Source organism: Delftia sp. SD018 (assembly GCF_017355445.1).
Classification (GTDB): Bacteria; Pseudomonadota; Gammaproteobacteria; order Burkholderiales; family Burkholderiaceae_C; genus Comamonas; species Comamonas acidovorans.
This window is the reverse complement of record NZ_JADDRN010000041.1, coordinates 1-19,163: the sequence shown is the minus strand read 5'-3', so window position 1 is coordinate 19,163 and position 19,163 is coordinate 1. Positions and strand designations below refer to the sequence as shown.

Annotated in this window: 18 protein-coding genes; 12 read left to right on the top strand and 6 right to left on the bottom strand. The window is 68.4% G+C overall.

Annotated elements, in window-relative coordinates:
• Positions 1-60 precede the first annotated feature (60 nt).
• Positions 61-615 (top strand): bacteriohemerythrin, encoded by a 555-nt coding sequence (locus INR38_RS26455; protein WP_224986183.1) that lies wholly within the window; start codon positions 61-63, stop codon positions 613-615.
• A 90-nt stretch (positions 616-705) separates the two neighbouring features.
• Here the strand turns inward: INR38_RS26455 and INR38_RS26450 are convergent, their stop codons facing one another.
• From INR38_RS26450 to pobA, 3 genes are all read right to left on the bottom strand, one after another.
• Positions 706-1,143, bottom strand: a complete 438-nt coding sequence (locus tag INR38_RS26450) for a universal stress protein (RefSeq protein WP_012206159.1) — start codon at positions 1,141-1,143, stop codon at positions 706-708.
• 99 nt (positions 1,144-1,242) lie between these two features.
• On the bottom strand, positions 1,243-2,025 hold the full coding sequence (locus INR38_RS26445) for a 2OG-Fe dioxygenase family protein (RefSeq protein WP_043791151.1): 783 nt from the start codon (positions 2,023-2,025) through the stop codon (positions 1,243-1,245).
• A 131-nt stretch (positions 2,026-2,156) separates the two neighbouring features.
• Complete coding sequence (gene pobA / locus INR38_RS26440) at positions 2,157-3,332, bottom strand: 4-hydroxybenzoate 3-monooxygenase (RefSeq protein ID WP_013801914.1); 1,176 nt, start codon at positions 3,330-3,332, stop codon at positions 2,157-2,159.
• Between the two features lie 170 nt (positions 3,333-3,502).
• On the opposite strand from pobA, the gene INR38_RS26435 reads away from it, so the two are divergent.
• Positions 3,503-4,285: an IclR family transcriptional regulator C-terminal domain-containing protein gene (locus tag INR38_RS26435; protein WP_012206162.1), complete on the top strand. Its 783-nt coding sequence runs from the start codon at positions 3,503-3,505 to the stop codon at positions 4,283-4,285.
• Between the two features lie 40 nt (positions 4,286-4,325).
• On the opposite strand, the gene INR38_RS26430 is transcribed toward INR38_RS26435, so the two are convergent.
• On the bottom strand, positions 4,326-5,225 hold the full coding sequence (locus INR38_RS26430) for a LysR family transcriptional regulator (protein ID WP_013801913.1): 900 nt from the start codon (positions 5,223-5,225) through the stop codon (positions 4,326-4,328).
• Between the two features lie 204 nt (positions 5,226-5,429).
• Between INR38_RS26430 and INR38_RS26425 the strand changes: the two genes are divergently transcribed.
• Positions 5,430-6,437, top strand: a complete 1,008-nt coding sequence (locus INR38_RS26425) for a tripartite tricarboxylate transporter substrate binding protein (protein ID WP_013801912.1) — start codon at positions 5,430-5,432, stop codon at positions 6,435-6,437.
• A 76-nt stretch (positions 6,438-6,513) separates the two neighbouring features.
• On the opposite strand, the gene INR38_RS26420 is transcribed toward INR38_RS26425, so the two are convergent.
• Positions 6,514-7,656: a DSD1 family PLP-dependent enzyme gene (locus tag INR38_RS26420; RefSeq protein ID WP_207444551.1), complete on the bottom strand. Its 1,143-nt coding sequence runs from the start codon at positions 7,654-7,656 to the stop codon at positions 6,514-6,516.
• 11 nt (positions 7,657-7,667) lie between these two features.
• Positions 7,668-8,072 carry a GFA family protein gene (locus tag INR38_RS26415; protein ID WP_034394943.1) on the bottom strand — a complete coding sequence of 135 codons (405 nt, stop codon included), beginning with the start codon at positions 8,070-8,072 and terminating at the stop codon, positions 7,668-7,670.
• 110 nt (positions 8,073-8,182) lie between these two features.
• Between INR38_RS26415 and INR38_RS26410 the strand changes: the two genes are divergently transcribed.
• From INR38_RS26410 to INR38_RS26370, 9 genes are all read left to right on the top strand, one after another.
• A complete protein-coding gene (locus tag INR38_RS26410) occupies positions 8,183-8,722 on the top strand; it encodes a DUF6886 family protein (RefSeq protein ID WP_043825556.1) in 540 nt (179 codons plus the stop codon).
• A gap of 37 nt (positions 8,723-8,759) precedes the next feature.
• Positions 8,760-9,107 (top strand): phosphotyrosine protein phosphatase, encoded by a 348-nt coding sequence (locus tag INR38_RS26405; RefSeq protein ID WP_034394948.1) that lies wholly within the window; start codon positions 8,760-8,762, stop codon positions 9,105-9,107.
• A gap of 165 nt (positions 9,108-9,272) precedes the next feature.
• Positions 9,273-13,361: a TOMM system kinase/cyclase fusion protein gene (locus INR38_RS26400; protein WP_207444550.1), complete on the top strand. Its 4,089-nt coding sequence runs from the start codon at positions 9,273-9,275 to the stop codon at positions 13,359-13,361.
• Positions 13,362-13,378: 17 nt separating this feature from the next.
• On the top strand, positions 13,379-14,164 hold the full coding sequence (locus tag INR38_RS26395) for a BMA_0021/BMA_0022 family TOMM bacteriocin (protein ID WP_013801906.1): 786 nt from the start codon (positions 13,379-13,381) through the stop codon (positions 14,162-14,164).
• Positions 14,139-15,005, top strand: coding sequence for a class I SAM-dependent methyltransferase (locus INR38_RS26390; protein WP_232245205.1), 867 nt, complete (start codon positions 14,139-14,141; stop codon positions 15,003-15,005). Before INR38_RS26395 ends, INR38_RS26390 begins: the two co-directional genes overlap by 26 nt.
• On the top strand, positions 14,962-17,187 hold the full coding sequence (locus tag INR38_RS26385; protein ID WP_207444549.1) for a TOMM precursor leader peptide-binding protein: 2,226 nt from the start codon (positions 14,962-14,964) through the stop codon (positions 17,185-17,187). The genes INR38_RS26390 and INR38_RS26385 overlap by 44 nt, the downstream gene beginning before the upstream one ends.
• A gap of 119 nt (positions 17,188-17,306) precedes the next feature.
• Positions 17,307-18,251: an FHA domain-containing protein gene (locus INR38_RS26380; protein WP_207444548.1), complete on the top strand. Its 945-nt coding sequence runs from the start codon at positions 17,307-17,309 to the stop codon at positions 18,249-18,251.
• A 199-nt stretch (positions 18,252-18,450) separates the two neighbouring features.
• Positions 18,451-18,786 carry a hypothetical protein gene (locus tag INR38_RS26375; RefSeq protein ID WP_223275358.1) on the top strand — a complete coding sequence of 112 codons (336 nt, stop codon included), beginning with the start codon at positions 18,451-18,453 and terminating at the stop codon, positions 18,784-18,786.
• A gap of 93 nt (positions 18,787-18,879) precedes the next feature.
• A partial coding sequence (locus tag INR38_RS26370) for a GFA family protein (RefSeq protein WP_207476008.1) occupies positions 18,880-19,163 on the top strand: 284 nt, incomplete at its 3' end.

Below are 19,163 nucleotides of genomic sequence, written 5' to 3'. Positions count from 1 at the left end.
CGCCGCATTTCATTGATGCAGATCAGCCTGATCTGCATCAAGGAGCTATGTGACAGTCCCGTGAATACTTCTCTGGAAATCACCGAATTCCTGGAGAACGTCATGGCATTGCTGGTCTGGGTCCCCGAGCTGGACACCGGGATTGCAGAAATCGACCGGCAGCACCGCCGCATCGTCGATTACATCAACAAGCTCTACGAGCTGCGCTCGTCGCCCGACCGCGAGGCCCTGGGCGATGTCATCGGCGAGATGATCGACTACACCGTCTCGCACTTCGTGTTCGAGGAAAGCCTGATCGAGAGCGCCGGCTACATGTTCGCCGGCCCGCACAAGAAGGTGCACGAGCTGTTCACGCGCCGCGTGATCGAGATGCAGACCCGCTTCGATGCCGGCGAGGACGTGGCCGCCGAGCTGCACGGCATGCTCTCGCGCTGGCTGTTCAACCACATCCGCAACGAAGACACCGGCTACGTGGACTCGGCCAAGGCCTATCTGCGCATGGCGCGCGAGTCCAGTCCTGCCGCCGAGAAGGAAAGGCTCAAGAACGAAGTGCTGCAGGAGCTGGAACTGCAGCGCAAGAAAAAGGGCTGGCTGGCACGGCTGCTCAATCGCTGATCGCCCTCTCCCCCTGCAGCGCACCAACAAAAACGGCTCCCGAGGGAGCCGTTGACGTTTCACCCGGCGAAGGGCCGAGCGGACCGGTGATTACTCGCGCACCACCAGCACCGGCACGCGCACGGCGCCCAGCACGCGCTGGGTCACGCTGCCCAGCATCAGCTTTTCCAGGCCACGGCGGCCTTGCGAGCCCATGATGATCAGGTCGGCGCCCGTGCTCTCGAGCACGCGCACGATGCCTTCGTGCACCGCATGGCCTTCGCCCACCACGGTGGTGGCGGTGATGCCGGCCTCGTCGGTGATCTTCTTGACGGCGTCCAGCGTGGTGTTGGCCTCGGCCGTGGCCGCGCTCAGGTACTGCGACTGGCCGTAGGCGAAGTCGGCGCCCACGCCCGTGAACGGATAGGGGTCCACCACGTAGACCGCCGTCAGCGTGCTGCCAAAGGCCTTGGCCAGCTCCACGCCCTTGTGAACCGCCAGCATCGAGCTGTTGGAGCCGTCCACGGGAACCAGGATGTGCTTGAACATGCGTTTTCTCCTTTGTGCTTGGCCGCCGTCAACAATCGGGGGCGGCCGGGTCGATGAACCAAAGTGTGCGCCCATCATGCGCCAGCGTCTTGAGCTGCATCAATCCTTGCGGCGACGCGTCAGCTCCGAGCCCTGGAAACCCTGGCGGCGATAGGTCAGCACCAGGGTATCGCGCACGCCGCCCGGCTGCTCGGGCTGGATGGGCGTGGTCTCGTGGATCATGCGGGCATCGTCCAGCAGCATCACCGACCAGGGCTCGGTCAGCGTGAAGCGCTGGCCGCTGGGGCCCGTGGCCTCGAAGATGCGCGTCTCGCCGCCCTTCACGCCCTCGCGCCCGACCAGGATCACGGCCACCAGGTCCACGCCGTCGCGGTGCGCGCCTTCGGGCGTGGGCCGGCCAATGCCGTCCGTGGTGTCGATGCGGAACTGGTGGGACTCGATGAACCAGCGCTCGTGCTGCACATCATCGCCCTGGGCGCAGAACACCTGGTCGGACAGGCCGGCCAGCGCCAGCAGCAGCCGGCTCCAGGTGGCGCTTTGCGCCGTGGCGTCGCGCATGGGATCGAACATGCGCAGCATGCCGCCATGCAGGGCGTTGTATTCCACCGGCTGCCAGTGCGCGCGGTGCTCCACCTGCTGCAGCCCGTCCTGCCCGGCGATGAAGCAGGAATGGCGGCGGCGCCGATAGCGCCCGCCGTCCTTCAGAAAGGCATCGGGCGGCAGCTGGGCCCAGTCGGCATCGAGCGCATGCAGCTCGGTCAATGACACGCCTGCCCAGGCCGCGAATTCATCGGGGCGCAGCACCGCATAGCCTGCGTCGCGCAGCGACTGCGCTGCATTCTGGGGGGCGATATAGGGAGGGGGAAACGTGATGTGCGCCATAACCCGACAAGCTTACTCCTCGCCCGCACCCGTCCGGGCGAGGCGGGCTGCAAATTTGCGCAATGCTGTGGCGACAGACGCGCATCAATGCGGGCGCTGCCTCGGCGGCGCCCGGGGCCTCACACCGGCTCTCACACCAGCGGCAACCCCACATAGTTCTCCGCCAGCGAGGTCGAGCCTGCGCGGGAGTTGACGATGTAGTCCAGTTCCGCCTCCTGCACCTTGGTGTCGAAGCCGCCCGCGTCGGGGAAGCGGTGCATGAGCGAGGTCATCCACCACGAAAAACGCTCGGCCTTCCAGACGCGGCGCAGGCATTGCTCGGAGTAGCCGTCGATGCCTTCGGGCGCCTTGTCGCGGTAGTACTGCGCGAAGGCGCTGGACAGGTAGCCCACGTCCGAGGCGGCCAGGTTCAGGCCCTTGGCGCCCGTGGGCGGCACGATGTGGGCCGCGTCGCCGGCAAGGAACAGCCGGCCGAAGCGCATGGGCTCGGTCACGAAGCTGCGCAGCGGGGCAATGCTCTTTTCCAGCGAGGGGCCGGTCACCAGGCGCTCGCGGGCCTCGGGATCCAGGCGCAGGCGCAGTTCGTTCCAGAAGGCTTCATCGCTCCAGTCCTCGACCTTTTCGGTCAGCGGCACCTGCAGGTAGTAGCGGCTGCGCGTGGCGCTGCGCTGGCTGCACAGTGCAAAGCCGCGCTCGGTCTGGGCGTAGATCAGTTCGTGCGAGACGGGCGGCGTGTCCGACAGCAGGCCCAGCCAGCCGAAGGGGTAGACCTTCTCGAAGGTGCGCACCTTGTCCTGCGGCACGCTGGCGCGGCAGATGCCGTGAAAGCCGTCGCAGCCGGCGATGAAGTCGCATTGCAGCTCATGGACCTGGCCGTCCTTTTCGTAGCGCACGACGGGGCTGTCGCCATCGAAGCCCACGGGCTGCACGTTGCTGGCCTCGTAGACCGTGGTCAGGCCCTCGGCGGCGCGCACTTCCATCAGGTCGCGCGTGACCTCGGTCTGGCCGTAGACCATGACGCGCTTGCCGCCGGTCAGGCCATGCAGGTCGATGCGGTGGCGCTGGCCGCCGAACAGCAGTTCGATGCCGTCGTGCGGCAGGCCTTCTGCGCGCATGCGGGCGTCGGCACCGGCCTGCTCCAGCAGGTCCACCGTGACCTGTTCGAGCACGCCGGCACGGATGCGGCCCAGCACGTAGTCGGCGCTGCGCTGCTCGATGATGACGTTGTCTATGCCCGCGCGGTACAGCAGCTGGCCGAGAAGCAGGCCGGCAGGGCCTGCACCGATGATGGCGACTTGGGTGCGCATTGATTTGTCTCCGTTGCGTTGTTCGATGTCATGGCCGGTTCATGCCATGGCCTGCGCCCAAGATTAGTTTTGAGGCAGCGCAAAGACGAGGGGCTGCAGCACCCGTTGCGCGGTGATCGCGCAATCTGCGCGACAATCGCGCACTACCTGCATGCCCGCCCTCCCCGCCCATGAACCAGCCCTTTCCCATCGACCCGGATGACTTCATCGCCGGACTGGCCAAGGGCCTGGCCGTGCTGGAGAGCTTCGACACCGAGCGCCAGCGCCTGAACGCCACCATGGCGGCCGAGCGCTCGGGCATCACGCGCACGGCCGCGCGCCGCCATCTGCTGACCTTGACGCACCTGGGCTACCTGGAGACGGACGGCAGCCATTTCTGGCTGGCGCCCAAGGTGCTGCGGCTGTCGGGCAGCTACCTGGCCTCGGCGCGGCTGCCGCGCATCGTCCAGCCCGTGCTCTACCGGCTGGCGGCGCAGACCCAGCTGTCGTTTTCCTGCGTGGTGCGCGATGGCCACGAGGTGGTCATCGTCGCGCGCAGCGCCCTGCACGAGCGCGGCCAGCGCCTCATGGCCCACGGCCTGCACCTGGGCAGCCGCCTGCCCGCCCACGCCACCTCCACGGGCCGCGTGCTGCTGGCGGCCCTGCCTGCGGCCGAGCTCAGGCAATGGCTGGCATCGCACGATCTGCGGCGCCTGACCGCCCACACGGTGACGGACAGCGCCGCGCTGGAAGGCGTGCTGGACGAAGTGCGCCGCCAGGATTTCTGCCTGGCCCTGGAAGAGCATGAGCTGGCCGTGCAGGCCCTGGCCGTGCCGCTGCGCAACATGGAGGGCCGCACGGTGGCCGCTCTCAACATCGTGACCTCGCCCCAGCGCATGGCGCCCGCCGACATGGCGGCCGAGCTGCTGCCGCTGCTGCAGGAGGCGGCGCGGGAGCTGCGGCCGCTGCTCTGAGGCCTGCTGACCTGCGACCTGCCTCCGTCGCTGCAGCCGCTCAGAGCGGCGCGCACACCTGCTGGCTCAGTTCGCGCAGGGCCAGCGAGGTCTTTCGGATCAGCGGCGTGGCCTTTTTCTTGGCCGACTGCGCCAGGCACAGCGTGCTCACCACATGGGGCGACTCGATGGGAATGCCCACCAGCTCGGCATCGGTCAGGTGGCTGCGCATGGCGCTGTCGGTCAGCGCGGCGTAGCCGTAACCGCCGCGCACCAGGTCCAGGATGGCCGGCACGCTGGACACTTCCCAGACCACGTTGAGCTTGACCTGGGACAGCGTGGCCTGCGCTTCCATCAGCTTGCGGAAGATCTGGCCGTGCTGCGGCATGATCAACGGAAACTGCGACAGCTCGTCAAAGCGCACGCCGCTGCGCCCGCCCAGGGTGCGCGCCGGGCCGATCAGGCACAGGCGCTCTTCCAGCACGGGCGTGACCTCGATGTGCGGATGCGGCTCGGGCGTGTAGACCAGGCCCAGGTCCATGCGGCCCGAGGTCAGCCATTCGGCAATGTTCATGGAAAAGCCCTCGACCACGGCCAGGCGGGCCTTGGGCATGTCCTTGCTGAACAGGTCGATCAGCGGCAGCGTCAGGCGCCGCGCCAGGCTGGGCGGCAGGCCCACCACGATGCGGCCCACGGGCTCGTCGCGCTGGCTGCCCAGATCCTCCTTGGCCAGCGCCACACGCTGCATGATGGCGTGGCCGTGCTCCAGCAGGCGGCGGCCCGCGTCGGTCAGCGTCACGCCGCGGCCGGTGCGGATCAGCAGGGTTTCGCGCAGCTCGGTCTCCAGCGCCCGCACCTGGCGGCTCAGTGCGGGCTGGGCCGTCTCCAGCAGCACGGCCGCCTTGCTGAAGCTGCCGGTCTCGGCCACATGCACAAAGGTCTCTATCTGCTGCAAATTCATGTTCTATCGTCTCCTCACTTATGCCATTTTGCTATAGCTGCTAGCGGCAGCCATGGCTAGGTGCTTTGCAGCGAACTGACACAATGCGGCGACTGGATGATCCAGCCGCTCCCGCAAGAGAGCGTAAAAAACAAGAGCGGCCCGTGCATTCCCGGCATAGGGCCAAGCCACCCAGCAAGCCCAACAGCGACTCGGAGACAAACCATGAAAGACAGCGCCTTCAGCATCAATCGCCGCCAGGCGGGCCTCGCCCTTGGCGCCCTGGCCCTGGGCGCGCTGGCGCCTGCGCGTGCCCAATCGGGTGCCGCCGCCAACTGGCCCACCAAGCAGGTGCGCATCATCAATCCGTTCCCCGTGGGCGGCGGGCCGGACGGCACCTCGCGCCTGGTGGCCGACAAGCTGGCGCGCCTGTGGAACCAGCCCGTCATCGTGGAAAACCGCCCCGGCGGCAACGGCTTCATCGCCATCGAGGCCTTCAAGCGCGGCGCCACCGACGGCACGGACATCATCCAGCTGGACAACGTCCACCTGGCCGCCTATCCCCACCTGTTCAAGAAGCTGCCCTACAACATCGACAAGGACTTCGAGGTCGTCCTGCCGCTGTTTCGCACCTTCTTCTTCGTCTGCGTGCCGGTCAACAGCCCCTACAAGACCGTGGCCGACCTGATTGCCGACGCCAAGGCGCGCCCCGGCAAGCTGAACTACGGCTCGTGGTCCGTGGGCAACCCGGTGCACCTGGGCTCGGCCCTGCTGGAGTCGCTGACGGGCACCAAGATGGAACACGTCATCTACAAGGAAACCAGCCAGCTGTACACCAGCGTGGCCACGGGCGAGCTGGCCTTTGCGCTGGGCTCCTCGGGCACGGCCGGCCCGCTGATGCGTTCGGGCAAGCTGCGCTTCCTGGCCGTGCTGGCACCCCACCGCCTCAAGGGCTATGAAGACGTGCCCACCGTGGCCGAATCGGGCGGCCCGGCCGATGCCGTGGTCACCGGCTGGAATGCCTTTGCCGTCTCCAAGTCCACGCCGCCCGCCGTGGTCGAGAAGATCCGCCAGGACACCATGAAAGTCCTGCGCGAGCCTGACATCCAGCCCAAGTTCCAGACCTTCGGCTACGAGAACTACTTCCCCACGCCCGAAGAGTTCAAGGCCTTCATCGTCGAAGAGAACAAGCGCTTTGGCGACGTGATCCGCCGCGCCAAGATCGAGCTGTAAGCCACAGGCCACAGCAGGCCACAGACGCAAAAAAACCGCCGCGCCGCAAGGCCGGCGGCTTTGCTTCATGTCGCCGTCAGCGCGACAGCCCGCGCGCCGCAATCGGCCACAGCGCATGCACCACACCGTCCTGCAGCACCACAAGCTCGTCGTGCAGGTTGAATGTCGGGTCCACGTGGGAGGGCAGCAGTTGCAGCACGCTGCCCAGCGCCGGCGCCTGGGCGCCCGGCTCCACGCGCACCACGCTGTGCTCGTCGTTGATGGCCACGCAGCGCAGGCCCGGCGTGCCGTACACGGCAGGCGGCCCGCATTCGGCCGAGGTGGACTTCAGGCCCACGTCCAGGATGACGCGGTCCGGCGCGGGCGTGCTCATCACCGTGGACAGCAGGTACAGGCTGCTGCGAAAGGCCAGCGCCCCGTCCCACTCGTTGGCGCCGTAGTCGCCATCCATGAAGGCATAGGAGCCCGGCTGCAGCTCGGTGTAGACGCCGCTGGCCGCGTCGAACTCCACGCTGCCCGTGCCGCCGCCCGTGATGGTGCGGCAGGCCATGCCGTTGTCGCGCAGCAGTTGCGCGCATGCCGCCGCCTGGCGCGCCGCCTCCCGGCAGACCTGCGCACGCTCTTCGCGGCTGCGCCGGTGCTGCACCGCGCCGTGGTAGGCCTGCAGCCCCGCGAAATTCACGCCCGGCAGGTCGTGCGCCTGCCGGGCCAGGGCCAGCACGGCCTCGGCACCCGTGACGCCGCAGCGGCCCTGGCCCACGTCCACCTCCACCAGCACGTCGATCTCCACGCCCGCCTGCGACATGGCCTCGGACAACTGCACCAGGTTGGCCGCGTTGTCCACGCACACGGCCATGCGCGCACTGCGCGCCAGCCGGGCCAGCAGCGCGTGCTTGGCGGGTCCCACCACCTCGTTGCTGATCAGGATGTCGCGTACGCCGGCCGCCACAAAGGGCACGGCCTCGCTCACCTTCTGGCAGCAGATGCCGCGCGCGCCCAGCGCCAGCTGGCGCAGCGCGATCTGCGGGCACTTGTGCGCCTTGGCATGCGGGCGCAGCGCCACGCCGTGGCGGTCGGCCCAGTCCTGCATGGTGCGCAGGTTGGCGTCGAAGACCGTCAGGTCCAGCGCCAGGCTGGGTGTATCGACCCGGTCGAGCGGATCGCCGGGCCGTGCGGCAGGCTCCATTGCCAGGCCGCTGGAGTCATCGTGCAGGGGCATGGGGCTGTGCCTCATTCCTGCGGGGGCGCGTATTGGGCGATGACCTCGGCCTCGGTCATGGTCGGCGTCTGGTTGGCGAAGTCGTAGTAGCCGGGCTTCTTGTCGATGTAGATCTGCGTGGCCAGCTCGAAGTCCTGCGACTCGAAGGCGCCGGCCGGCACGAAGTACTCGCCCGTGGCGTGCAGCCGGTAGTACAGGTGCGTGCCGCACTGCTTGCAGAAGGCGCGCTCGGCCCATTCGGAGGAGGCATAGGTGCCTATGTGCTCGCCGCCCTCGAACTTCACATCGGGCCCGCAATGCACCGCCAGCATGGGGCCGCCGCCCCAGCGCCGGCAGTATCCACAGTGACAGGCGCCGATTTCCCGGGCCTGGGGAGAGACAAAGCTGACTGCGCCGCAAAGACAATGACCGTTCATGGTGCGTGGACCTTTCCGTGGGTTGCAAGTAGCTGTGATTATTCACAGGTGCCGCGCATCATAGGCGATGGCGCAGCACCTGCAAACCGCGGCGCCCTACACTGCGCGCCATGCAGCTTTTTCACTTCAGCGAAGACGGAGATATCCGGCAATTCCAGCCCCGCCCGGTCCTGAAGGCGGCACCCCGCCGCCAGGGGCAGGAGTGGCTCAACGGCCCCCTGGTGTGGGCCATCGCCCAGACGCATCAGCGGCTGTACCTGTTTCCGCGCGAATGCCCGCGCATCGTCATATGGCCGCACGAGCACAGCACCAGCGAAGACAGGGCCCAATGGCTGAACGCCCTGCCCGATGGAGCGCTGGCCGTGGCCTATGTGGAGACCGCCTGGGCCGCGCGCCTGCAAGCGGCCCGGATACACCGGTACGAGCTGCCAGCCGATACGTTTGAAAGTCTGGAGGACGCCGGCATGTACGTCAGCCGGCAGGCCGTGCAGCCCCTGCGCCGGGACCTGCTGGTCGATCTGCCGCAAGCGCTAGCGGAATGCGGCACCGAGCTGCGCATCGTCGATTCGCTGCAGCCGCTGCGCGGCGTCTGGGACAGCTCGCTGCATGCCAGCGGCATACGGCTGCGCAATGCGGCCAGCTGGGCCTGAGCGCACTTGCATTCAAAGACCAACGCCTCTTTCCAACATGCCCCGCAATGACAACCGCCTCAAGGTCCTCTTCGTCTGCAGCCGCAACCAGTGGCGCAGTCCCACGGCAGAGCAGGTCTGGCGCAGGCACCCTGCCTTGCAGGTGCGCTCGGGCGGCACCAGTGCGGGCGCCCGCCACCGCGTGTCGGCCGACGATGTGGCCTGGGCCGACGTGATTCTCGTGATGGAGGAAAGGCACCAGTCCCGCCTCAAGGCCGATTTCGGCCGGCTGCTGGCGCAAAAGCGCGTGCATGTGCTCGATATCCCTGACGAGTACCGCTACATGGACCCGGAACTGGTGGACATGCTGCAGACCGCCGTCAGCGCACTGCTGCAATTGGACTGAGCGCCGGACGCCACGGCGACGGCAACCATAGGCAAGCACGTAGGCAAAAACAGTCAATTGCATTCGGACGTACGCTATAGTAACGAACGGTATCAAAAGCACGGTCTGCCGTATGACAAATGGACGACTGGATACCCTCCAGGAGGACTCCCAACCGAGGCTGAAATGCACGATGCCATCACCAACCCCACGCAAGCTGCGGTGACCCCGGTGGCGCCAGCCCCCCTGGAAATACCCGATTACGAACTGCTGGAAACCTTGGGATCGGGTGGCTACGGCACCGTCTACCGCGCGCGCCACCGGCGCACGGGTGCATCGGTGGCCATCAAGGTCGTCAGGCTGCAGGAAGGCGGCCGCCAGGTGGAGCGCTTCCACCGCGAGACCATGCTGTGCGCGTCCCTGCACCATCCGCACATCGTCCAGTTGCTAGACAAGGGCGAGCAAGGCGACTGCGTCTACGGCGTCTTCGAATATGTGCCCGGCGAGACCCTCAAAAGCCTGATCCGCCGCCAGGGCGTGCTGACTGCCGCCGAGGCCGGCCGCCTCATGGCCGAGGTGCTCGATGCGCTGGACTGCGCGCACGCGGCCGGCATCGTGCACCGCGACCTCAAGCCCGACAACGTGATGGTCACCTCCACGGGCGCCGTGCGGCACGCCATGGTGCTGGACTTCGGCATCGGCACCGTCATTCCGCAGTTTGCCGGCCCGCAGGTCTCGCAGCTCACCATGGGCGACGAATGCCTGGGCACGCCGGCCTACAGCGCGCCCGAGCAGCTGCGCGGCGAGCCGCCCAGCGCCCGCACCGACCTGTATGCCTGGGGACTGATGTTCCTCGAATGCCTGACGGGCACGCCCGCCGTGCAGGGCGCCTCGGTGGCCGAGATCGTGCACCGCCAGCTCAGCCCGCAGGAAGTGCAGCTGCCGCCGGCCATCTCCACCCACCCCATCGCCACCTTGCTGCGCAAGGCGCTCAAGAAGCGGCCCGCGGAGCGCAGCGACTCGGCGGCGGCCCTGCTCAGGGACCTCATGCGCGTGCGGCTGGACGATCTGGTGGGCCAGTTGCCCGCCGCCGCCCAGGTGCAGCAGGCGGACCTGACACGCACCGTGGCCACCACACGCGTGTTCTCCGAAGTGCGCCAGCTCACCGTGCTGTGCTGCAGCGTCTCCCTGTGGCCGGGCAGCGACATCCACGGCATGGACAGCGCGGCACGCACTGCAGGCCAGCCCTCGCAGGGGCTGAACATCGAAGACATCGAACTGCTGCAGCGCGAGGAACTCACGCTGTTCTCCGACGTTGCCACCCGGCGCGGAGGCATGCTGGCGGGCACGCTGGGCGACCGCATGCTGGTGCTCTTCGGCTACCCGCACACCAGCGACACCGATGCCCGCCAGGCCGGCATGACGGCGCAGGAGCTGCTGACGCTCAGCCGCAGCCGCGCGGCCGCCATCGAACAGGTCCACGGACTGCACCTCGGAATCCGCATGGGCCTGCACACCGGCATGGCCGTGGTGGTCGGCGGCGAAGCACCCTCGGGCCATGCCGTCAACGTGGCCATGCGGCTGGAGGCCATCGCCGATGCGGGCACCCTGCTGGCCAGCGAAAGCAGCCATCGCCTGCTGGCCCGCCATGCGCGCTTCGAGAAAGCCGGTAGCCTGCGCCTGCCCGGCCAGCCCACGGGCATGCAGACCTATCGCCTGGAGCTGGAGCAGCCCGCCGAGCCACTGCCAGGGCCTGTGTCCGACGCGGCCTTGCAGTGCATAGGCCGCGAACCCGAACTGCAGCGCCTGAACGACGCATGGGCGCGGGCCCGCGAAGCCGGGGGCAATGCGCTGTGGATTCGCGGCGAGCCGGGCATCGGCAAATCCTGCCTGGCCGACATGCTGCTCGTCCACGCCAGGACACAGGGCGCGAACACCGTGGTGCTGCAATGCCAGCCCGAGCACCGCAACACCGCGCTGACCCCTTTCCTGGGCCTGATACGGCAGCGGCTGGAGGCGGCCGATCCCCCGCAGGACCACCGCGAGCAGATGCGCGAAGCCCTGCGCGCCGCAGGCTGCGATGCCGAGGCCGCCCTGCCCATTCTGTGCGCCTGGCTCTCGCTGCCCCTGGGCGACTGCGAGCCCAGCCGCATCTCGGCCGTCATGCAAAGGGCGCTGCTGCTGCAGTCCACCGCGCAATGGCTGCTGCACATGTCCGAAGCCGAGCCCTTGCTGCTGGTCGTCGAGGACGTGCACTGGGCCGACCCCACCAGCATCGAACTGCTGGAGCAACTGGTAGCGCGCCTGCCCGGGCGGCGCGTGCTGCTGGTGCTCACGGCGCGGCCGCAATGGCAGCCGCCCGAAGGCCTGAAGGCCGAGTGCGTGGACGTGCGGCGCCTGGAAGACGCGCAGGCCACCGAGCTGGCCCGCCAGACGCTGGCGCCGCGCAGGCTCAGCCCCGCCGTGATCCGCCACGTGGTGGAGCGCACCGACGGCGTGCCGCTGTTCATCCAGGAAATGGCGCGCATGCTGCTGGATGCCCACCTGGTGGAGCAGGACGGCGTCTGGGACTTTCGCCATGCCGGGCTGCCGGCCGCCATTCCGTTGACCCTGCGCGACTCGCTGGTCAGCCGCTTTGACCGCATCGGCCCGCTCAAGCCGCTGCTGCAACTGGCCGCCACCATGGGCCGGCACTTCGACTTCGGCCTGCTGTGCGCCTGCGTGGAACGCCCGCAAGGCGAGGTCGAGCAGGAGCTGGCGCAACTGGGCCAGGCCGGCCTGGTCATTGCCGATGAACGTGCGGGCGCCGGCGCCTTCATGTTCCGCCACGCGCTGATCCGGGACACGGCCTACGAATGCATGCTGGCATCGCAGCGCCGGCTGCTGCACCGCGACGTGGCCCTGGCCCTGATGCAGCACCAGCCCCAGCGCGTTGCCGCAGAACCCGCAGGCGTGGCCCAGCACTGGGCAGACGCGGGCGACCATGCCCAGGCCGTGGCGCTTGCGGTGCGGCAGTTGCGCATCACGCAGCTGCGCTCGCTCAACGATGAAACCATTGCCTACGCGCGCCACATCGACGACTGGCTGCACCAGCTCCAGGGCGTGGCCCAGCGCGAGGCGCGGCTGGACGTCAACAGCTACGTGACCCAGGCGCTGATGAACAAGCACGGCTGGGCCCATGCCCAGGTGGTGGAAAGCATCGCGCTGTCGCAGGAGCTGCTGGCCGGCCCCGGCGCCAACGCGGTGGCCGACTACAAGCAGGTGCAGCACCTGTGGATGCTGATCACCTACCACCACGTGGCCAGCAACCGCGAGGAAGTGCGCCAGCTCAGCCACCGCCTGCTGGAGCAGGCCGTGCGCCAGCAGGACACGGGCGTGCTGGTGGCCGCGCAGACTTACCTGGGCCTGGCCCACTACTCCGACGGCCGATTCGAGCAGGCCGAAGAAGCGCTGACCGACGCCATCACCCGCTACGACCCCGTGGCCCATGCCCACCATGCGGCCGAGTTCGGCTTCGACACGCGCGTCTGGGCCACCTGCGGGCGCGCCTTGGTGCGCTGGTTCGCCGGCTTCGACCAGGCCGCGCTGGCCGATGCGAACGACGCCGTGCGCCTGGCGCACGAGGTCTCGCACATCCCCTCCCTGAGCATGGCCCTGCTCTACCAGGCCCTGGTCCACCAGGCGCGTGGCGACAAGGAAAGCGCCTTGGCCACCACGGGCGAGCTGCTGGACATCACGGCCCGCTACGGCCTGCCCGCGTTCTCGGGCTATGCGGACATCATCCGCTGCTGGGCGCTGGGTGACGGCGCAGGCAGCGCCAGCGCCGAGGGCATTGAGCGCGCCAGCGGCACGGCGCAGCTGCTCTGGGACATGGGCTGCCGCTACTGCCAGACTTACTACCGCTCCTTCGTCGCTGAAATGCTGGCGGCCAGCGGGCGCTGGGCCGAGGCCCTGGACAAGATCGACGAATGCCTGCGCCTGGCCGACGTACTGGACGAACGGCTGCACAGCAGCGAGCTGCACCTGAAGAAGGCCCGCTTCCTGCTGGCCATGGGCGCCGACCACGCAGCCGTGCAGGACAGCCTGGCCCAGGCGGCAGGGACTGCGCGCACCGCCGGCAAGTACCGCACCGAAACCGAGGCGCTGGCCCTGTCGCAGGCCCTGGCACCCGCCAGGCCGGACGTGGCCGCGCGCCTGAGTGAGCTGGCCGCGCTGCGGCCTGAACTGTCCGTGCACCTGTCCGGGCCCCTGCCCGGCCAGGCGCATTTTTCTTGAACCGAGGATGAAGTCACATGACCACCCAGCTGCAGAATACTGAACCGTTGCTCGCATTCCGCCTTGCCTATCTGCGGGCCATCGCCCGCTCCTGGCAGGATGACGCCTACCGCCGTGACCTGCTGGGGCAGCGCGACATCCAGCCCATGCTGCACCGCGACTTCAGCCTGCCGACCCAGTGGCCCCAGGTCGATGTGTCGCTGCGCCTGAGCGACGACCCCACCCAGCGCGCCGAATGGAAGCCCGTGCTCACGGCCGGCTGGATCGGCCCTGACGATGAATTCGTCATCGTCCTGCCCCAGGCGCCCCAGACCCATGCCTCCGAGGCCCTGGCCGCCTACTACCAGCTGTTCCCCAACTTCATGGGCGTCAGCACCTCGTTCGAGGAACCGAGCAACGGCACGCTCAGGGCCGCCCTGCCCACGGGCCTGGGCATCCCCGGCGGCGGCCCGGACTCGCTGCTGGCCTTTGGCGGCGTGGTGCTGCGCGCCATCGCCCTGGCCTGGCAGTCGCCCGAGTTCCACGCAGAGCTGACGCGTGACGACGGCAAGGACAAGGCCCCCGTGCTGAGCCAATGGCTGGGCTACAACAACCCGTTCAACTTCCAGGTGCGTTTCGAGACCGAGCAGGCCTTCACCTGGGATGCGGCACGCGGCGAATGGAACCTGCAGCGCGCAGACGGCACGGCCATCAAGAACGGCATCGTGCTGAACTACCCGGTGGCACCCGCCGAGCAGGACCTGTGGGCCATCGCCCTGACCTCCTACAACAACACCGGTGACGCCTACCCCTTCACCTGCTGATACGGCACCGGCGCAGCTGCAAGGGGCCACGGCCACCTTGCTGCTGACGCTGGCGGCACGTGCCCGGGCAGCAGGTCCGGCAGCTTCCTCGGAACTGCCGGACCTGCCGCCTTTTTCCGACCCCGAGGCGCGCCGCATTGCCGCCGCCCTGCCCCAGGCCAGCGAGGCCCATGCGGCCGACCCCGCCTTTGTACGCAGCGTGGTGTTGCGCTCTCAGCTGTTCGACCGGCTCACCACCGAATTTCTGACCGCCCATCCGTCCGGCCTGTGCATTGCGCTGGGTGCAGGCCTGTGCACGCGGCGCAACCGCCTGGCCCCCGAGGCCGGCACCGCACGCTGGCTGAACGTGGACCTGCCCGACGCCATCGCCCTGCGCGCGCAATACATTGCAGGCCCTGAAACCAACCTCGCCTGCTCCATCCTCGACACCTCCTGGCTGGACACCGCCGCCCTGCCCGGCAACCAGCCCGTTCTGGTGCTGCTGGAAGGCGTCTGCCCCTATCTTCCCCAGGCTGCGCTGGAGGCCATGCTGCAGCAGCTGGCCCAGCGCTTTGCCGCGCCCGGCAGCCCGCCGTGCACCGTCGTGCTCGACCATGTGCACCCGGCCCTTGCGCGGCTGCCCATGCAGGTGGGCGGAATGCGACTGCCCGTCGTCTCCGGCTTTGCGGACGGCGCGCAGATAGAGCGCATCCACCCCGCCATCCGCATCAGCCTGCAAGAGCACCTGTATGCCCGGTTCTCGCAGCAGCACCAGCTGTTCGAGACCGCCTTCCACGCCACCACCGGCCAGCACCCCTATGCCGTCGTCCGCCTTGAACTCGGAGCACCGTCTCTTGCCTGAGCCCACGGCCCCGGACCTGTTCGCCCACGCCTTTCGCTGGCACGAGAAATTCCTGCCGCCCGTGCAGCAGGGCGACCGCCTTTTGCTGGCCAGCGAACGCGACACCCTGGCCCTGGGCTCCGCCGCCGTGCTGGCGCTGAACGCCCCGCTGCTGGCCGGCACCAGCCTCATGCAGCACTGCGCCGCAGCGCCCGATGCGCCGCTTGCACAGATGCTGCACGCCCTGGGCGCCCTGCTGCGCCAGGGCCTGGTCCAGCCGGTGCTGCACAGCGACTTGAACGGCCACGGTTATCTGCAACCGGATTTCTCGGCCCCGCCCGTGCGCCTGCAGGCATCGGAGCAGATCGACATCGTCATGCTGACTGCAGCGCTGGACAGCACAGCCGCCTGCCGCTGGGCTGCGGCCGTTGCCGGGGCCGTTGCCACGCAGGCACCCGCCCCCACCCCGCTCACCATCGTTTTCTGCGACGACTATCTGGACCCGCGCCTGGGCGCCATCGACGCCAACCAGCGTGCCGCAGGCCGGCCCTGGCTGCTGGTGCGGCCAACAGGCGAGCAGGCCATGGCGGGACCGCTTTTCAAACCCCAGGCAGCGGCCTGCTGGCATTGCCTCGCACACCGCTGGCAACGCAACCATCCCGCACGCGTCGGCAAGCAAGGCCAGGCTCAGGACAGCGACCGCTGCCCGCCCGTGCGCGCCGGCGCCGACCTCATCGCCACGCGGCTGCAGGCCCTGCTGCCCACGGTGCAGCGCCTGCTGGCGCACACCGATGCGGAGCAAACCGTGTGGACGCTGGAGCCTGACCAGCCCCACCCGGTGGCCGCCCGCCCGCAATGCCCGCATTGCGGCACGCCAGGGCTGATGGCCCTGCGCCAGCGCGAACGCATTGCGCCAGTTCCAGGCACGCATGCCGCGCGCGCCGATGGCGGCTGGCGCAGCGTTCCGGCCGAGACCACGGTGCAGCGCCTGTCGCAGCACGTCAGCCCGCTGACCGGCGTGATTGCCCGGGTCACGCCGCTGACGGCCGAGACCGACGAAGCGCTCACCGTCTACCGCAGCGAAATCTTCAGAACACCGGCCCCCGGCAGCACCAGCCTGGCCGGCTCCGGAACACAGCTGTGCCTGGGCAAGGGCCTGTCGGCCGTGCAGGCCCGCGCCAGCGCCATGTGCGAAGCGGTGGAGCGCTACGCCGCCTTCCACCAAGGCGACGAAGCCGTGGTCATCGCCCCCGCCGCCGAGTTGGACGCGCCCTGCATCGCGCCCACGGAACTGGCACGCTTCAGCGACCGGCAGACTGCCGGCTTTGCCACCGACAAGCCACCGCATGCCGTGGCCCCCAGCGCCGGCCAGGGCGAACCCCTGTGGTGGGCGCCAGCCTGGTCCCTGACCGCCGATGCGCGCCGCTACCTGCCGCTGGCCTTCTGCCTGGCCCATGCGCCCGCGCAAAGCCAGCACCACGTGGGCTGGACCTCCAACGGCTGCGCCGCAGGCAACACGCGGGAAGAGGCCATCCTCCAAGGCTTCATGGAACTGGTGGAACGCGACGCCGCCGCCATCTGGTGGTACGGCCAGATCCGCAGGCCCGCCATTGCGCTGCAAGGCATCGACCAGGCCACGCGCCAGCGCCTGGACCGCAGTTGCGGCCCGCAATGGTCGTACTGGCTGCTGGACATCACGCATGACTTCGGCATACCGGTGGTCGTCTCCGTGGGCCGCCACGCTGACACCGGCCAATGGGCCGTGGGCTTTGGCTGCAGCCTGGACCGCGCCCTGGCCTGCGAACGCGCCCTCACCGAAATCAGCCAGCTGATCGCGGCCGGCAAAAGCTTTGCCGTGCCCGAGCCACTGCAAGCCTTCCTGCACCCTGCGGACAGCGCCGATGCGCCGCCGCAACAGCCTGCGCCACTGTCTGGGCACACGCCGGACACCACGCCGCCAGACATTGCCCAGGCCATTGCGCGCTGCGTGGACATCGCACGCGGCCTGGGCCTGGAAACCATCGTCTACGACCACTCACGCCCCGACATCCCTGTGCACACCGTCAAAGTCGTTATTCCCGGCCTGTGCCATATCTGGCCGGAACTGGGCAATCCACGGCTGCGCAACGTACCCGTGGCCCTGGGCTGGCACAGCCGGCCGCTGCAGGAATCCGAACTGAATCCGCAGGCTCTGTACGTTTGACAAACTGAACAGCGCAGCGGGCATGTACTCTCTCAGCTTGGCAACAGGCTGCCGGCTCCGGGCCAATGCGCCCCCAGCCCACCCCCTGTTCACACAAGCCCCAAGGAGAATTCGAGGCGATGGCCCTCTTTCGTAACCAACTCGACGGCCGCATCGTCGTGCTGCGGCCCCTGCATACCTTCGGCCGCCACCCCTCGGTCTGCCAGACCGTCATGAAGGCGCCCGACGTCTCCCAGGTCCACGCACTGTTCCGCTGGAACCGGCAGACCTGGGAAATCGTGGACCAGAGCCGCAACGGCACCATGCTCAACGGCGTGCGCCTGGTCGCCGGCCGCTGGACCGTTTTGGCGGTGGGCGCCAAGCTCAGCATGGGCGAAGGCGCAGAAGCGGCCTGGACCGTGGAAGACCTGGGACCGCCCATCACCTGCCTGAGCCCCGGCCCGGGCCTGCCTCAGGACGGCCCCCTGGCCCTGAACCCGCGCGGCACCCTGCTGCCCGACGCGCAGGAGCCCGAAGCCAACGTCTTCTTCGAGGACGGCCGCTGGCTGCAGGAGTCCGGCGACGGCACCGAGCCCCTGGTCGATGGCGCCATGATCCACACCTCCGCAGGCAGCTGGGAATTCGTGCAATGCGACGACCTGGAATCCACGCGGGAAAGCAGCTTCGACCCGCGTGCGCCCAAGCCACCGGAAGTGTCCTTTCGCTTCACCGTCAGCCAGAACGAAGAGCACGCCAGCCTGACCGTCATGAGCGACGGCAAACCCATTGCGCTGGGCGAACGCATACACCACTACACCCTTGTCACCCTGGCCCGCGTGCGCCAGCAGGACGCAGAAAAAGGCCTGGCCCCCGCAAGCCAGGGCTGGATAGAACTGGAGGCGCTCTCACGCATGCTGGGCGTGGAGCCCTCGTACGTGAACATCCAGATCTTCCGCGCCAAGCACCAGATCCTCAGCGCCCTGCCCGAATGCGCCGCCTCGCCCGCCCTGGTGGAGCGGCGGCGTGGCAGCCTGCGCTTCGGGGACTTTCCGTTCGAGATCGAAGGCGGGGCGCGCAGCGCCTGAACGGCGAACTGCAACGGAGAACGGCAGGCACACGGCGCATCGCTCGCCGCATGTAATCAGCTGTAATTTTCTTGTTGTGCACACGTGAATAAAGTGGGAACCGGTTCTTGCCGCCTGCGGTGCGAACCCTCTCACCCTCCTCCCGGACCGGGTTGCCCGAGTCCACTGGCGCACCTGGAAGACGCAAATGAGCATGGACATGCGACGTGTACTGTTGATCCCCGCCAGCGCGCGGCCCGTTGACCCTGGCCTGGCCAGCCTTTCCATGGACGCACAGGTCTGGGAAAACGGCTATCCGCTGGTCGTAGGCAAGGCCCGCCACGGCCTGCTGCAGGACTTCTGGCGGCACTACTACGGCGAATCCGCCGCCATGTTCGTGGCCTCCGACCAGCTGCTGGAACTGCACAACGACATCATGGCCGCCATCCCCGCCTGCGTGGGCGAGATGCCCGTGCTGCGCTTTCTCAACGACCTCGGAAGAATGTGCCTGCAGGCGCATGGGGACGGCAGCGGGCTGCAGGTCATCGGCGACTGACGAAACGGATGACTCCTGGGGTTGCCGCGCGTCCCTGTCGCGGCATTGGGGCGCATGCACAATTGCATGCGCCTTTTTTGCGCCCGACTGACCATGAGCAACGCCCCGGATAGCCCCCCTCTTGCCCTGACCGGCAGTTGCCTGTGCGGCGCCATCGCCTATGAACTGCGGTCCAGCCCCAAGGCCGTGTCGCACTGCCACTGCCGCATCTGCCAGAAGGCCCACGGCGCCGCATTCGCCACCTACGGCAGCGTGCCGGCAAAGGACCTTGTCTTCACCCAGGGCCAGGAGCAATTGCGCTCCTTTGTCTCATCGCCCGGCATCACGCGCTGCTTTTGCCAGCAATGCGGCTCATCGCTGACGTGGCACAGCGCGCA

Bases quoted from the DNA above. Each gene is read 5' to 3' on its own strand.
- INR38_RS26450 (WP_012206159.1), bottom strand. From the start codon at position 1,143: ATGTTCAAGCACATCCTGGTTCCCGTGGACGGCTCCAACAGCTCGATG.
- INR38_RS26445 (WP_043791151.1), bottom strand. From the start codon at position 2,025: ATGGCGCACATCACGTTTCCCCCTCCCTATATCGCCCCCCAGAATGCA.
- pobA (WP_013801914.1), bottom strand. From the start codon at position 3,332: ATGCGCACCCAAGTCGCCATCATCGGTGCAGGCCCTGCCGGCCTGCTT.
- INR38_RS26435 (WP_012206162.1), top strand. From the start codon at position 3,503: ATGAACCAGCCCTTTCCCATCGACCCGGATGACTTCATCGCCGGACTG.
- INR38_RS26430 (WP_013801913.1), bottom strand. From the start codon at position 5,225: ATGAATTTGCAGCAGATAGAGACCTTTGTGCATGTGGCCGAGACCGGC.
- INR38_RS26425 (WP_013801912.1), top strand. From the start codon at position 5,430: ATGAAAGACAGCGCCTTCAGCATCAATCGCCGCCAGGCGGGCCTCGCC.
- INR38_RS26420 (WP_207444551.1), bottom strand. From the start codon at position 7,656: ATGCCCCTGCACGATGACTCCAGCGGCCTGGCAATGGAGCCTGCCGCA.
- INR38_RS26415 (WP_034394943.1), bottom strand. From the start codon at position 8,072: ATGAACGGTCATTGTCTTTGCGGCGCAGTCAGCTTTGTCTCTCCCCAG.
- INR38_RS26410 (WP_043825556.1), top strand. From the start codon at position 8,183: ATGCAGCTTTTTCACTTCAGCGAAGACGGAGATATCCGGCAATTCCAG.
- INR38_RS26405 (WP_034394948.1), top strand. From the start codon at position 8,760: ATGCCCCGCAATGACAACCGCCTCAAGGTCCTCTTCGTCTGCAGCCGC.
- INR38_RS26400 (WP_207444550.1), top strand. From the start codon at position 9,273: ATGCACGATGCCATCACCAACCCCACGCAAGCTGCGGTGACCCCGGTG.
- INR38_RS26395 (WP_013801906.1), top strand. From the start codon at position 13,379: ATGACCACCCAGCTGCAGAATACTGAACCGTTGCTCGCATTCCGCCTT.
- INR38_RS26385 (WP_207444549.1), top strand. From the start codon at position 14,962: ATGCCGTCGTCCGCCTTGAACTCGGAGCACCGTCTCTTGCCTGAGCCC.
- INR38_RS26380 (WP_207444548.1), top strand. From the start codon at position 17,307: ATGGCCCTCTTTCGTAACCAACTCGACGGCCGCATCGTCGTGCTGCGG.
- INR38_RS26375 (WP_223275358.1), top strand. From the start codon at position 18,451: ATGCGACGTGTACTGTTGATCCCCGCCAGCGCGCGGCCCGTTGACCCT.